This window comes from Mesorhizobium sp. 1B3, assembly GCF_050958605.1.
Taxonomy (GTDB): domain Bacteria; phylum Pseudomonadota; class Alphaproteobacteria; order Rhizobiales; family Rhizobiaceae.
Window position 1 is genome coordinate 17,378 of sequence record NZ_JBJHDO010000005.1, and the last position, 13,657, is coordinate 31,034.

Below are 13,657 nucleotides of genomic sequence, written 5' to 3' on the forward strand. Positions count from 1 at the left end.
GCAGGATGTCAGCTTTGCGACTTCCGGAAGCGGTCGCGGGAATGATGTACTTGTCGGTGGCCAGCATGATGGGTGTGGCCCAAGCTATAAAACTGAACACGCGTCAAGATCGGAAGTGCCAATGTCTTTGAATTGCCAGTCGGGCGGCATGAGCCGCCGCAACTTTATCAAAACATCCGCAGCCGGAATGACCCTTGCCGCAGCAGGTGGCTTCAGCTTCACGCCTGCTATCGGTCAGGACAGACGCAGCGATTTGCGTATCGGTCTCTGGGGTGGAGACTTCGGAAACCTCAGCCCCGTGATCCGCTGGGACATCTCAGCCGGAATCATCATGCAGCACATTTATGACGGTCTTGTGCGCGTCAATTATGCCGAGCGCACCATTCTGCCCTGGCTGGCGGAAGAGTGGGCCAATCCCGACCCTCTGACTTGGCGTATCCGACTCAGGGAAGGGGTGCAGTGGCACCGCGGCTTCGGTGAATTTACTGCCGAGGACGTTGCCTACACCTGGCGTTACCATCTCGATACGTCCAGCTTCCAGGTCGGGACCGCGATCTTCCCAGTCGACACGGTCGTCGCAGAAAGCAAATACGTGCTGGAGGTCAAGACCAAGCTGCCCTTCGGCGCGTTTCCGGGCGTAACCATGGGATATGGCGGTCTGGTGATCAGCCGCAACGCCCACCAAGAAATGGGCGACGGGGAATATTCCGCCAACCCGGTCGGCCATGGTCCCTATGTTTTCGAAGGTGGGCGCGGCAACGAGATCGAACTGGTCAAGAATGCCGACTACTGGCGACAGGGATACCCGAAACTCGACCGCCTGCTCTATCGCGCGATCCCCGACTCGACCGTCCGTCTTCAGGCTCTGCAGAACGGCGAGCTTGACTTCATCACACATCCGGACGCGCGCGACGTTGCAGGGGCCCGTGAAAATACAAACTATACGGTAGCTTCGACACCGGGCTGGAACTGGGATTACCAGCAGTTCAACCTGGTCGGTGGCAGCTCCTCCACATACACCAACAAGCTCGTGCGACAGGCCATCTCCTACGCGATCGACCGCGAGGCGATCGTTAACGAGATTTATTCCGGGGAAGCTACGGTTACCGACAATCAGATTCCGGAGGGCTACCTTGGCCACAAGGCCTCGATGATCAAATATCCGAAGAACGGGGATCTGGCGAAAGCTCGTGAACTGATGGCTGAGGCGGGCGTGAGCGGCTATGAGGTGGAAGTCATCACCTCCGACAAGGACTGGCTGCGTCGCGAACTCGAACTCGTCGCTGCGATGGTTAGCCAGATCGGGATCAACTACAAGATCCGCAATCTGGATATCGGCGGATTCAACAATCTGTGGCTCAACAAGAACTTTGAGCAGACGCTCGAAGACATTACTCTCGTGTCGCCCGATCCGGATGCCACCTCCTGGTGGTTCATGCACTCCAGGGGCTCGTCAGGGGCCTTCGCCAATTCGCAAATGGACGATTTGCTCGACACCGCGCGCGCCGAGGTCGATGTCGCCCGCCGTGCCGAGCTGTACAGCCAAATCACGGATCTCATGCTTGAGGAGTGCCCGAACATCTACCACTGCAATGTGAACTTGGTTCGCATCTACGACGCCAAAATAACTGGTTTCGACCCGGCTCCGCAGGAGTTCACTGAAATGGTCGATGAAGTCAGCTGGGGCTAGACGGAATCGTCTAGCCTCGCACAACGGCGGCTAAAACTATCGAATAGAGCGGCGAAAAACGCATTCACCAGAATGCTCGCCACCCTTTCGCACGGCGCAGATCGGCCACCATTGGAACTTCGGAGCACGACATGTGGAGCTATCTCTCAAAGCGTCTTATTCAGATGCCCCTGGTTCTGGTGGTCGTAACGATCACTATCTTTCTGATCATCCGGTTCACGCCGGGTGATCCAATCCAGATCATGCTGGGAATGCAAACCTCGCCGGAGGCGGTCGCGGCCCTGCGAGCGGAGTTCAGGCTCGATGAACCCTGGCACATGCAATATATTTATTGGATCGGAGATCTGCTGCGGGGCGACTTCGGCCGCTCCATACGGTTGAACACCCCGGTGCTGCAGCTTCTCGGCGAGCGTCTGCCAATCTCGCTTGCTCTGGCGTTCAGCGCTCTGGCGTTCGCAATGGTAGTCTCAATCCCGCTCGGCCTGATCGCGGCGCTCAAGCGCAACAGCTGGGTCGACTATCTGGCCACAGGCTACACGCTGGTCGGGTTTGCTGTGCCCAACTTCGCGCTGGCGATGATCCTGATCTATGTGTTTTCCATAAACCTTGGCTGGTTCCCTATCACTGGTATCGGTTCGGGCGCGTCGACCGCATCCGGACTGTGGGGTTCGATCCAGCCTTATGTCCTTCCGGCCATTGCATTGGGAACCTTGCAGACTGCGATTTTCACGCGCCTGCTGCGATCGAGCATGATCGACGTCCTCAATCAGGACTACATGCGCACGGCGCATGCGAAGGGTCTTCATCCGCTGACCGTACTGGTGGTCCATGCACTCAAGAATGCGATGATCCCTTTCGTGACGATGATGGCGATCCAGTTCGGATACCTCATCGGCATCCAGGTTACCATCGAGCATATATTCGCGATTCCAGGGATGGGCTCGGCCATCCTGTCCGCCGTGGTGAATCGTGACTTCCCGGTGATCCAAGGCTTCGTGCTCGTTATCGCGATCTTCTTCATGCTCGCCAACATACTCGCCGACATCCTCTACGGGATTATCGATCCAAGGATCCGCTACTGATGGCCGTCGATATCGTCTCCACGCCTGTGTCCGCTTTGCTCTCCTACGAATCCGGCAGCCGGATGACTTTGCGGCAGCTGCTGCGCAACAAGGCTGCGACCGTCGGTCTGATCAGTCTGTTGGTGATCGTGGCGCTTGCGACGTTTGCGCCATGGCTCATACCCTATGATCCGGTGGCGATCTCGCTGTCGGAAAAGCTGCTGCCGCCAAGTCTGGCGCATCCTCTCGGTACGGATCATTTCGGTCGCGATGTTCTGGCTCGCATGGCGTACGGAGCAAGGGTCTCCCTGACCGTTGGTCTGTCCACGGTGCTGTTCGCCGCTGTTTTCGGCGTCCCCATCGGACTTCTGTCCGGCTATATTGGGGGCCGGCTGGACAATCTGCTGATGCGTTTGATGGACGCATTCTTGACATTTCCGCCGCTTCTTCTGGGGGTTGCCATCGTGGGCCTGCTTGGCGCCGATCTGACCACCGTGACGCTGGCTCTTGGCATCGTGCAGATACCTGTACTGGCCCGCGTGGTGCGTTCGAGCACCCTGTCGGTACGGGAAGAAACCTATATCACGGCGACGCGCGCGATTGGCGCGAGCGTATGGCGGCTGGTATTCCAGCATATCCTGCGCAACATCCTTTCGCCGTTGGTCGTGCAGGTCACCATCGTCTTTTCTGCGGCGGTTGTGGCGGAGGCATCACTCAGTTTTCTCGGCCTCGGTGTACAACCTCCCACGCCGTCATGGGGCCGAGACCTCGCGGAAGCGCGACGTTTCATGGTGGACGCCCCGTGGATGTTCATGGCTCCGACGGGGTTCATCATCGTTAGCGTGATGGCCATCAACTTCATGGGCGACGGGCTGCGCGATGCGCTGGACCCCCGCTCTTGGGTGCGGCGCGCAAAAGACTCCAAGGGAAAAACAGATGCCTCTGCTGACTGTTAAGAATTTACGGACGCAATTCTCAACCGACAGGGGATTGGTTCGCGCCGTAGACGGGGTGTCCTTTTTGCTCGAGGAGGGGGAGGTGATGGGTCTTGTTGGTGAGAGCGGCAGCGGCAAGTCGATCACGGCTATGTCGATCATGCGGCTCATCAAGGAGCCGCCGGGAAAAATCACCGCCGACGAGATCACTTTCGACGGCGTCGATCTGCTGTCGCTATCGCCTGCGCAACTGCGTAGCTATCGTGCGCGGCATATCTCAATGATCTTTCAGGACCCGATGCGGTCGCTTAATCCGGTGCTGACGGTCGGTCGCCAACTTACCGAGACGCTGCGGCGGCACCTCGGCATGAGCGCGCACAGCGCCCGCCGTAGGGCGGTCGAACTGCTGGAAATGGTTGGCATCCCGAGAGCTGAGAAGCGTCTTGACGAGTTCCCACATCAGTTTTCAGGCGGCATGCGGCAACGCGTGATGATCGCCATTGCGCTTTCGTGCAACCCGCGCCTCCTTATAGCGGACGAGGCGACCACAGCCCTCGACGTCACTATTCAGGCACAGATCATCGATCTCGTCCGCCGTTTGCGCGCCGAACTGGGCACGGCGGTCATCTGGATCAGCCACGATCTGGGTCTGGTAGCCGGGCTCTGCGACAAGGTGAGCGTGATGTATGCGGGCCGCATTGTCGAGAGTGGACCGGTCCGTGAGGTCTTCTACCGGCCAGCACACGGATACACGCTGGGGTTGATGAACTGCACGCCCCGCATCGATGCTGTTGGACAAAGACTGCGCCCGATCGACGGCATGCCGCCCAACCTGGCTGAACCAATCACGCTCTGCCCGTTTCTCCCCCGTTGCGAAAGGGCCCTGGATATCTGCCACGAGGCCAAGCCTCATTTGCAAAGCGTCGGGTCCCGCCACGTCGCGTCGTGCCATGCCGATCTGACCAACTATTGGCGAAAGGACAAGATCGTATGACTGAGAGGCCGCTGCTCCAGGCTGAAGGGCTGGTGGTCAGCTTTGCGGGGCGTGCGAAGCTGTTTTCTCCTCCCGATGTGGTTCGTGCTGTCGACGGCGTCGACCTGAAGATAAGCAAGGGCAGGACCCTTGGCTTGGTGGGGGAGTCAGGCTGTGGAAAATCGACCACCGGATATGCGCTGTTGCGGCTGAACAAAGCCACCGGGAAAATCCTGTTGGATGGTACCGACATCATGTCGCTGTCGCCACATCATCTTAGACAGATGCGGCGGCGCGTCCAAATCATTTTCCAGGATGCGGCTGCTTCACTTGATCCACGCATGACGATCGGCGATCTCATTTCGGAGGCGCTGGATCTGCATGATCTGCACGCAGGTGAGCATCGAGGACCTCGCGTGAGGGAACTGCTCGAACTCGTCGGCATGCCGCAGCGGTTTGCAGAGCGCTATCCACATGAATTGTCGGGTGGGCAGGCTCAGCGTATTGCCATCTGCCGCGCGCTCGCTGTCGAGCCTGAACTCATAATATGCGATGAGGCCGTTTCCGCCCTTGACGTGTCGATACAGGCGCAGATTCTCAATCTACTTCAGGATCTGCAGGAACGGCTGGGGCTATCGTTCTTATTCATCTCCCATGACTTGTCGGTCGTGCGTCACATCAGCCATGATGTCGCTGTGATGTATCTTGGGAAGATTGTCGAGCAGGCCCCGACCAACACGCTGTTCAACGACCCGCGGCATCCCTACACGAAGGCTTTGATGTCGGCGGTACCGGTGCCTGACCCTGACATCGAAAGGGCACGCGAACGAATAGTGCTGGTGGGAGACCTACCCAACCCCGCCAACCCGCCGACCGGTTGCCGCTTCCGCACGCGCTGCCCAGTTGCAGAAGCGCAGTGTGCAGATATCTCGCCCACGCTCCGAGAAGTGGGCACCGGGCATTCGGCTGCCTGTCTGTTTGCCTGAAGATTTCAAATGGAGAAAGTGATGATCGAACGTTTTGAGGAATTGTGTGGCAGCGCCGAAGCAGGCTTGAATGAGATATAGACTTGGCGGTCATTCTCGCCGGGGCCAGCACTTTTGAAATCACACGTGGACTCCGACATTCGACGTTCATCATCCGCAACGAATAGCGTTCCGGATGAGCAGCCGACGATCCTGCAATTCCGCATCTGGCTGAAAGGCGTAAGTCCGATGATCTGGCGCCGGGTGCAGGTGCCATCCACAATGACCCTGCGGGAATTTCATGGTGTTCTCCAGGTCGCGATGGGCTGGGAGGGCATCCACCTTTATCAGTTCACCGCGCACACGGTCCGCTACGGCTCGTGGGAAACGGCGGCCGCATCCGCCGATATCGTGCTCGACGCCCTAACGCTGCGCAAGAGCAGCCGGTTTCTCTACGAATACGACCTCAACATTCCCTGGGAACAGGAAGTCCGGCTGGAAGAAAGTCGTTCTCCCAAGCCGGGCACGCACTATCCTTGCTGCATCGGCAGCGACGGCAATTGTCCGCCGGAAGACAGTGGCGGGCCTGATGTCTGGATGCGGCAGAGGGACACGGCACTCGGGCTGGAGCAGGATGAGGATGTCGCCACTGCATTGGAGTTCATCGCGGAAATCAACGACGCAAAGTCACTTGCAATCTTTGATAATCCCAGCCGCAGGGAGGAGCTGCGAGAATTGCTCGATCGAATTAAGAAGCACATAGCTCTAACAGGCAGGCCGTACGAACGGCGGGAAGTGAACAAGCGTCCGCGGCAGGACGAGCATCTCACCCTCATGCATCAGCAGATTTGACCCATTCTTGCGTCCCGCGCCCCCTGGGGATCCCACGGACGCGATGAAGCACAGCTCCACTTGCGCAAACGCGCAGGGCGGGAACCGTGCAGTGCTGGCGGGATCGGTTTTCCACTCGCCCCTTCTGGAAAGCTCATAAAAAAGGTACGGCATGCAGGTTCGGATCGTCATGGAAATCACCAACACAGGCGGCAAGACGATCGCCAGCGAAGTCGTCGCGGATTTGACGAAGGCCACCAAGGGTCCGGAGGACCTCGGCTTGTCGCTTGCCGAGAGCAAAACGTTGCTGGCGAAAACTCCAGCAGAAGATGGTGGAAACGCAGGTGGAATTTTGGCTGAAGGAAAATCGCGAGAGGGACGGACGCCGCACCCGCCCCTGTTGTAACCATCCTACGGCGGAGTATGGCTTCTTCTACCAGGCCGCTTAGGGAAGCCGAACGATAGAAGCAGGTACTATCTCACGTTGTCCTGTAAATTTTTCGAGATCGCTTTCTGCCAATAAAGGCAAAGCGATCGCCGGATCGCAATGAGACGCCACTTTATATTGATAGGTATAGCCTCTTCTCAGAAGCTAGTCTGCACAGGAATAAGGTTGTATATTTTTGATCATGAGGCCTGCCAAACTTGTACCTGCTGCCGAGATTCTCTCTCTAAGAGGAGGCGCACTTGGAAGACCTCCTTCGAATTCTGCATCGCTTGCATAAACCGAGGTCGCGATAGTGTTCGCGCTGAAGAAACCCATCAACGGGCGTAACTGATGCTCGACGATGAGTGCGTGGCGAAGCCCACCTCCGGTCGCACCAACGATGACGGGCTTATTCGCAAGCGCCTCGGGCGCCAACAGATCAATGACGTGCTTGAACAGCCCGGAATAGGAACCCTTGTAAGTGGGTGAAGCCAGGATCAGCCCGTCGGCCCTCTCGATGTCGTCGAGGATCGTCTCTGCGGCGCCAGACAATTGTTCTCGGCTGAAGGCGTTCGCGAGGCCGTCGCCAAAGTCCAAGATGTCGTACTGCTGGATTTCAACCTTGACCGTGTCACTGACGGCGGCGAGCAGAGCGCTCACGAGTGCCTGCGTTTTGGACGGGCGGTGCGTGTTGCCGCTGAATCCCACCACTCGTATGGGGCGAGAATCCTTCATAGAATTAAATCCTTGTGTTGCAAGCGGAGCGGGGACATCAAGCTGCATGGCGATCGTTTCCCTTGGCTAGGTAGCTGAGTTCTGGGCGTGTCGGTGCGCGGCCCAACTCGCGAGAAGCTGCTCGCCGTCTGCCCCAACGCGAGTCGGCGCGCCCTGGATGCCGCCCGGAGTGCGGGAGAACCGCGGCGCCGCGGCCGGCTGGAAAAGTCCGTCACGAGTGATGAAGGTTTCGCGCGCGGCAAGATGGGGAAACCCCGGCAGCTCCGCCGCAGTGAGGACCGGGCTGACACAGGCGTCGGATCCGTCGAACATGGCAATCCATTCGTCGCGGGGACGGGCGCGAAACCTCTCTTCGAGAAGCGCCGTTACCTCCGCCCATCGATCGGGTGCTTGGCTCAAATCGCGCTCGATGCCGAGCTTGCCTAGGAAGATTGACCAGAACTGCGGTTCGATGGCGCCGAGCGCCAGCCATCGACCGTCGGCACAGGCATAGGCCCGGTAGTAAGGTGCGCTTCCGTCAAGGAAATACTCGCCCCGCCGTGTACCCGTTCCAGAGCGTCCGCCCTGTTGATGCGACAGCAACATCGCGAGCATGCTCGCTGTCCCGTCGACCATCGCCGCATCGATGACCTGGCCCTTCCCCGAGCGCTGCCGCTCTACCAGCGCGCTGGCGATGCCGAACGCCGCATAGAGCGCGCCGCCGCCGAAATCGCCGACGAGGTTGATCGGCGCGACGGGCGGAGAGCCGGCGGGTCCGAATGCGCCGAGCGCTCCCGCGACCGCTATGTAGTTGATGTCATGGCCGGCAGTATGGGCGAGGGGCCCGGTTTGCCCCCAGCCTGTGATGCGGGTGTAGATCAGCTGGGGTGCTTTCGCGAGCACCACGTCCGGACCAAGCCCAAGGCGCTCCATAGTCCCCGGACGAAGTCCGTCCAGCAGGACATCCGCGCGGCATGCCGCCTCCAGCGCGCGTTCCCGATCGCCCGAGGATTTGAGGTCTAGGATCATCGAAGACTTTCCACGAGCCAATATGTCCACGGGTTTCTCGCTCGTTCCCGGCCGGTCGATGCGCAGCACCTCGGCGCCGAGGTCGGCTAGCAACATGCCGCAGAAGGGCACGGGACCGAGAGCTGCGAACTCCAGCACGCGCGTGCCGGCGAGGGGACCGGAACAGCTCATTTAGCCGGTAGGCCCCCATGCTCGCGCAGCATTGCCCGCGCAATGACCAGCTGCTGGATCTGGGTTGTTCCCTCATAGATGCGCATGACGCGGACATCCCTGTAGAACCGCTCGATTCCAGAGTCGCGCACATAGCCCGCTCCGCCAAATATCTGGACCGCGCGATCGGCGACCCGTCCCACCATCTCGGAGGCGAACATCTTGCAGCAGGAGGCTTCCTTGGCGACGGGCTCACCGTGGTCGTAGCGGCGGGCCGTATCGCCGACCATGCATTCAGTGGCATAGAGTTCCGCCTGGCTGTCGGCCAGCATTGCCTGGATCAGCTGAAATTGCGAGATCTTCCGCCCGAACTGTTCCCGTGACTCGGCATAGGTCAGGGCTTCGTGCAGTATCCGTCGGGCCTGCCCGACACAGCATGCGGCAACCGCGATCCTGCCACGGTCCAGCGCCTTCATTGCCGTGGCGAAACCGTGGCCGGGCTGCCCGCCGATTATGTTCTCGGCCGGGACGAAGGCATCTTCGAAATAGACGTCCGCAGTTGCTGCGCCGCTCTGGCCCATCTTCTTGTCGCGCGGCCCGACTGTGACGCCCGGCGTTCCGGCCGGCACAAGAAACGCCGAGACATGGGCATTGCGGGGCAGCGCGATGGGACTTGTTCGCGCCATGACGATAAACAGCCCTGCCAGCGGCGCATTGCTGATAAAGCGCTTGGTGCCGTTCAGGCGATAGCCTCCGTCGACCGGAACGGCGCTCAGCTTCAGCGAGGCGCTGTCGGAACCGGAAGACGGCTCGGTGAGACAGAAGGAAGTGATCGTCTCTCCGCTCGCGATGGAGGGCAGCCATCGACGCTTTTGCTCCTCTGTGCCGTCTTCGACGATGGCCTTAGATCCGATGCCGATGTTCATTGCAACGACAGAGCGGAAGGCTAGGGATGCCCAGGTAAGCTCGTAAACAAGTTCAATCTCTTCAGACACCGAGAGGCCAAGACCACCATATTCCGAGGGAATGGTGAGGCCAAACAGACCCATGTCTCGCATTTCGGCGATGATGTCGTCGCTGACCCGGTCGTTCTCCGCGACTTCCGCCTCAAGGGGAACGAGCCTAGCGCGAACGTATCGCCGCAATCCTTCGCGCATTTCAGGCCGGCTTGTCGTATCGATCGTCATGGAGATGCCCTAGATTTTGATGGTATGGCCAGCCCAATAGGGCTCGCGCAGGACGCGCTTTCGGATCTTGCCGCTGTCATCTCGAGGCAGGCAGCTTCGGATCTCGATTAGCTTCGGAACCTTGAAGCGAGGAAGATGCTCGGCGAGATATGATCGCAGCGCCTCTACGCCGACATCGCTGCCGGGTTGCGGCTCCGCCAGCAGGGCGAGCGATTCGCCGAACTCGGCGTCTGGAATCCCGAATACGGCACAGTCGGCGATAGCGCCATGCTCCATGGCGGCGTTCTCGATCTCGACGGGATAAATGTTGACGCCGCCCGAGATGACCATGTCGCGCTTGCGGTCGCAGAGAAAGAGATAGCCTTCGGCATCGAGGTAGCCGACGTCGCCGGTGGCGATCAGGCCCTGCCTGTCCAGCATCGTTCGGGCGGAGACGTTGTTGTTGTATGCGAAGTCCGGATAATTCCGGTTTACCCCGTACACCTCACCCACGCCTCCCTCCGGCAAGACCTCGCCGTCGTCGCTGAGGATCGCCAGTGTCACTCCCTCAATTGCACGGCCCACCGTGCCGGGACGCTGCACCCACTCCTGCGCTGTTACGAAAGTCAGAGGACCGTGTTCGGTCGAGCCATAGTATTCGATCAGCTTGGGACCCAGCCATTCGATCATCGACCTTTTCACATGCACCGGGCAGGGGCTACCGGCGTGCAGGATGCTCCGCAGCGAGGACAGGTCGAACCGCGAGCGCTCCTCCTCCGCCAGCGCGAGCAGTCGCGTAAAAATGGTGGGCACCGCGTACAAATTGGTGATCCTGTGCATCTCGATGAGCGTCAGGAACTCTCGGGCGTTGAACCGAGTCGGCAGGACCAGCAGGTCTGCTTCGCGCGCTGCCCGAGCCGCATACATGCTCGGCGCGGTATGGTACATCGGCGCGGTTAGGAGCACCCGGGACGATCGGTCGATTTGCGTGGTCTTGCGTCGCATCTCAGCGACGGCAGTGGCCTGCAGGGGGGTGGCGGTCCCACGCCTCACTCCCTTCGGCAGGCCGGTGGTGCCGGATGTATAAAAGAGGTTCTCGACCGCGGGGACGGGCTCGGTCGCGATTGGCTCCCGCTCCAAAACGAGATCGCGCCAGTCGATAGTTCCAGCTGGCGGCGTCCAGCCGACAACTCGCTCGCCCGAGCCAGTGTCGCTGATCCGGTCGACGACAAAGACGAGGATCGGCGGAAGCACTGCACGAAGCTCGGGCGTCAGCAGATCGTCATGAACGATCAGCGCCTTTACGGCCGCGTCGCGCAGGACGTGCTCGATTTCGGCTCTGGCCGCGTGCCAGTTGATCGGCACGACATAGCAGCCGAGATGCTGCAAGGCAGAGCTCGCCGTAATGAATGTCAGGCCGTTCTTCAGAAGCAACGCGACGGCGTCAGATCGATCGATACCTCGGGCCAGAAGCGCCGCCGCCGCTTTGCGACTGAGAATGGAGAGTTCGTCGCCGTCAAGGTGGCGGTCACCATAGATCAAGCTGGCCATACCTACGCTTCCTTTCTCTGACTGGTCGGAAGCGGTTGAGGCAGTAAGGTCCTTTCACTTCGGTCATTCAGGATCACCGCACTGCCATGATCGAGCGCCACCTTGTCCCGCTCAACGACTGTGGCCGTGAAGAAGCCGCCCGGATGGATGTCGTGCCGCAGCGTTTCGCCAGGAAACACCGGTGCTGTCATGCGGGCGCTAATGAACCGCAAACGTGCCGGTTCATACGCGCACAGGCTGCGCAGTATGGCTCGGCAGGTCATCCCGAAGCTGCACATCCCGTGGAGGATCGGCTTTTCGAAGCCTGAGATCGCGGCAAGGTCGGGGTCTGCGTGAATGGGATTGAGATCGCCGTTCAGCCGGTAGAGCAGGGCCTGCTGCGGGAGCGCTTTCGTCTTGACCGTCCAGGCTGGCTGGCCAAGCTTCTCCGCTGCGCTTTTGGCTGGGCGCTCTCCACCGAAGCCGCCATAGCCCAGCAGCATGTGCGACTGGCGCACGACGGCGATCAGCCGATCGTCAGCGTCGCGAATGTCGCGACGCGATCTCAGAACCGCACCCTTGCCGGCGCCGAGGTCGAGCAGGTCGGTGACGCTCGTCTCTCCCGTGACGCGACCAGCAGGTGCCAGTGGTGTAAGGATCTCGACCGACTGCTCGATATGAAGGATACGGCCGATCTCGATACCTGTCGCCGGGTCGCCGAGCCAGAATCCCGGATAGCCGAGGATCAATGCGAAGCTGGGCGCGACCCGAAAATTTCCCAGCGTGTGGTCTACGTACCTCAGTTCGTCCCGGTCGAGCGGGTCGTCGCCGAACCCGATCGTCAGTGCATAGAGCGCGGCGTCGCGCGCCGTGTAGTCCTGGCTCATCCTCGGTACGCGCCAGTTACGCAGCCGCGCGGCATGTTCTGGAGTCAGGCTCATCGCGCCGGCGCCTCGAGTATGGTCACCACGCAGGCGGCCTCTTCGACCCCGTGGAACCCCCCGCCGTTCTCGGCCAGGGCAAGTTTCGGCGCCGGGACCTGACGTTCGCCAGCCTCGCCGCGAAGCTGGGTCACCAGTTCGACGATCTGGATCGCCCCCGTCGCACCGATCGGATGACCTTTAGACAGCAGCCCGCCCGAGACATTGATCGGCATCCGCCCGCCGAGCTCCGTGTCTCCACTCTCCGCCAGCCGTCCTCCTTCGCCATAGGCACAGAAGCCAACATTCTCGCTCTGAACGATCTCGGCGATGGCCGAGGCGTCGTGCAACTCCGCGACGGAGATCTCGGTAGGTCCCACTCCGGCCTGCTCATAGGCGCGATCCGCCGCGACCCGGGTCAGGTGCTTTTCATATTCTTGGATCGACCGGTTGCTACTGCTGCTCACGCCCATGCCGCGGATCCTTACCGCGCGCCTGGAGCCCAACCGCGCAACCGCGCGTTCGGAGGCAATCACCAGCGCACCGGACCCGTCGCTCATCGGTGCGCACATCGCGCGAGTGATCGGCCAAGCGATCAGCCTGTCGGCGAGCACCTCGTCAACTGTCATGGGGAAGCGGTACTGGGCGTATGGGTTGAGCCGTGAGTGACAATGGTTCTTCGCAGCGACGGCTGCTATTTGCCGCTGCGTGGTACCGAACGTCTTCATGTGGAACCGGGCCTGAGCTGCGTATATGTCCATGAAAACCGATCGCTCGCTAGCGGCTTCGAACGCCTCGTGCGGCAACTCAATGCCCTCTCCGCCCGCGAGAAGCGCCTTCATGTGCTCTTCCGCCAAGTCTTTGTCCCAGCTACCCTTGAAAGCTTCGAACATCTCCCGGCGCTTCTCTGGATAGTTCATCTTCTCCGTGCCGACCACCAAAGCGGTGTCGGTGAAGCCGGCTTTGACCGCGGCGAAAGCCTGCATCAACCCCGAACTGGAGCTGGCGCATGCGTTGTCGGTGTTGAAGATGGGGATTCCGGAAAAGCCGAACGCTCTCAGCGCGGCCTGACCGCGCACGCCGTGCTGGCCTTCCAGCGCGCCCTGACGGGTGTTGCAGAACCATGCCGTGCCAATGTCCTCGCGTTCGATTCCAGCATCTGACAAAGCTGCCTGGACGGATTGCGCGGTGAGGTCCTTGACGGACAGGGTCAGGTGCTTGGCGAGCCGGGTCATGGCCGCGCCAATGATGTAGACGTTCGTCATC

13 protein-coding genes are annotated in these 13,657 nt (G+C 60.4%); 7 read left to right on the forward strand and 6 right to left on the reverse strand.

The features are described 5' to 3' along the window. Positions 1-121: 121 nt before the first annotated feature. From ACCO56_RS14830 to ACCO56_RS14860, 7 genes are all read left to right on the forward strand, one after another. Positions 122-1,690: an ABC transporter substrate-binding protein gene (locus ACCO56_RS14830; protein WP_433641543.1), complete on the forward strand. Its 1,569-nt coding sequence runs from the start codon at positions 122-124 to the stop codon at positions 1,688-1,690. Between the two features lie 131 nt (positions 1,691-1,821). Then, on the forward strand, positions 1,822-2,772 hold the full coding sequence (locus ACCO56_RS14835; RefSeq protein ID WP_433641544.1) for an ABC transporter permease: 951 nt from the start codon (positions 1,822-1,824) through the stop codon (positions 2,770-2,772). After that, positions 2,772-3,707 carry an ABC transporter permease gene (locus ACCO56_RS14840; RefSeq protein WP_433641545.1) on the forward strand — a complete coding sequence of 312 codons (936 nt, stop codon included), beginning with the start codon at positions 2,772-2,774 and terminating at the stop codon, positions 3,705-3,707. The genes ACCO56_RS14835 and ACCO56_RS14840 overlap by 1 nt, the downstream gene beginning before the upstream one ends. Further along, positions 3,688-4,680: an ABC transporter ATP-binding protein gene (locus ACCO56_RS14845; RefSeq protein WP_433641546.1), complete on the forward strand. Its 993-nt coding sequence runs from the start codon at positions 3,688-3,690 to the stop codon at positions 4,678-4,680. Before ACCO56_RS14840 ends, ACCO56_RS14845 begins: the two co-directional genes overlap by 20 nt. Continuing rightward, the gene (locus tag ACCO56_RS14850; RefSeq protein WP_433641547.1) at positions 4,677-5,645 is read left to right on the forward strand and encodes an ABC transporter ATP-binding protein; all 969 of its coding nucleotides are present in this window, start codon (positions 4,677-4,679) and stop codon (positions 5,643-5,645) included. The genes ACCO56_RS14845 and ACCO56_RS14850 overlap by 4 nt, the downstream gene beginning before the upstream one ends. A 126-nt stretch (positions 5,646-5,771) precedes the next feature. Then, positions 5,772-6,476 (forward strand): plasmid pRiA4b ORF-3 family protein, encoded by a 705-nt coding sequence (locus tag ACCO56_RS14855; RefSeq protein ID WP_433641548.1) that lies wholly within the window; start codon positions 5,772-5,774, stop codon positions 6,474-6,476. A 151-nt stretch (positions 6,477-6,627) separates the two neighbouring features. Then, on the forward strand, positions 6,628-6,861 hold the full coding sequence (locus ACCO56_RS14860) for a hypothetical protein (protein WP_433641549.1): 234 nt from the start codon (positions 6,628-6,630) through the stop codon (positions 6,859-6,861). Positions 6,862-7,047: 186 nt separating this feature from the next. On the opposite strand, the gene ACCO56_RS14865 is transcribed toward ACCO56_RS14860, so the two are convergent. Genes ACCO56_RS14865 through ACCO56_RS14890 form a run of 6 tightly spaced genes read right to left on the reverse strand, consistent with a single transcriptional unit; the run spans position 7,048 to position 13,656 of the window. Next, complete coding sequence (locus tag ACCO56_RS14865) at positions 7,048-7,665, reverse strand: NAD(P)H-dependent oxidoreductase (protein ID WP_433641550.1); 618 nt, start codon at positions 7,663-7,665, stop codon at positions 7,048-7,050. Between the two features lie 18 nt (positions 7,666-7,683). Beyond that, positions 7,684-8,796 carry a CaiB/BaiF CoA transferase family protein gene (locus tag ACCO56_RS14870; protein WP_433641551.1) on the reverse strand — a complete coding sequence of 371 codons (1,113 nt, stop codon included), beginning with the start codon at positions 8,794-8,796 and terminating at the stop codon, positions 7,684-7,686. Further along, positions 8,793-9,962, reverse strand: coding sequence for an acyl-CoA dehydrogenase family protein (locus tag ACCO56_RS14875; RefSeq protein ID WP_433641552.1), 1,170 nt, complete (start codon positions 9,960-9,962; stop codon positions 8,793-8,795). Before ACCO56_RS14875 ends, ACCO56_RS14870 begins: the two co-directional genes overlap by 4 nt. Positions 9,963-9,971: 9 nt before the next feature. Then, positions 9,972-11,492, reverse strand: coding sequence for an AMP-binding protein (locus ACCO56_RS14880; protein ID WP_433641553.1), 1,521 nt, complete (start codon positions 11,490-11,492; stop codon positions 9,972-9,974). Positions 11,493-11,494: 2 nt separating this feature from the next. Then, entirely contained in the window at positions 11,495-12,412 is a 918-nt protein-coding gene (locus tag ACCO56_RS14885; protein ID WP_433641554.1) for a MaoC/PaaZ C-terminal domain-containing protein, read from the reverse strand. After that, complete coding sequence (locus ACCO56_RS14890; RefSeq protein ID WP_433641555.1) at positions 12,409-13,656, reverse strand: thiolase family protein; 1,248 nt, start codon at positions 13,654-13,656, stop codon at positions 12,409-12,411. The genes ACCO56_RS14885 and ACCO56_RS14890 overlap by 4 nt, the downstream gene beginning before the upstream one ends. Position 13,657 lies beyond the last annotated feature (1 nt).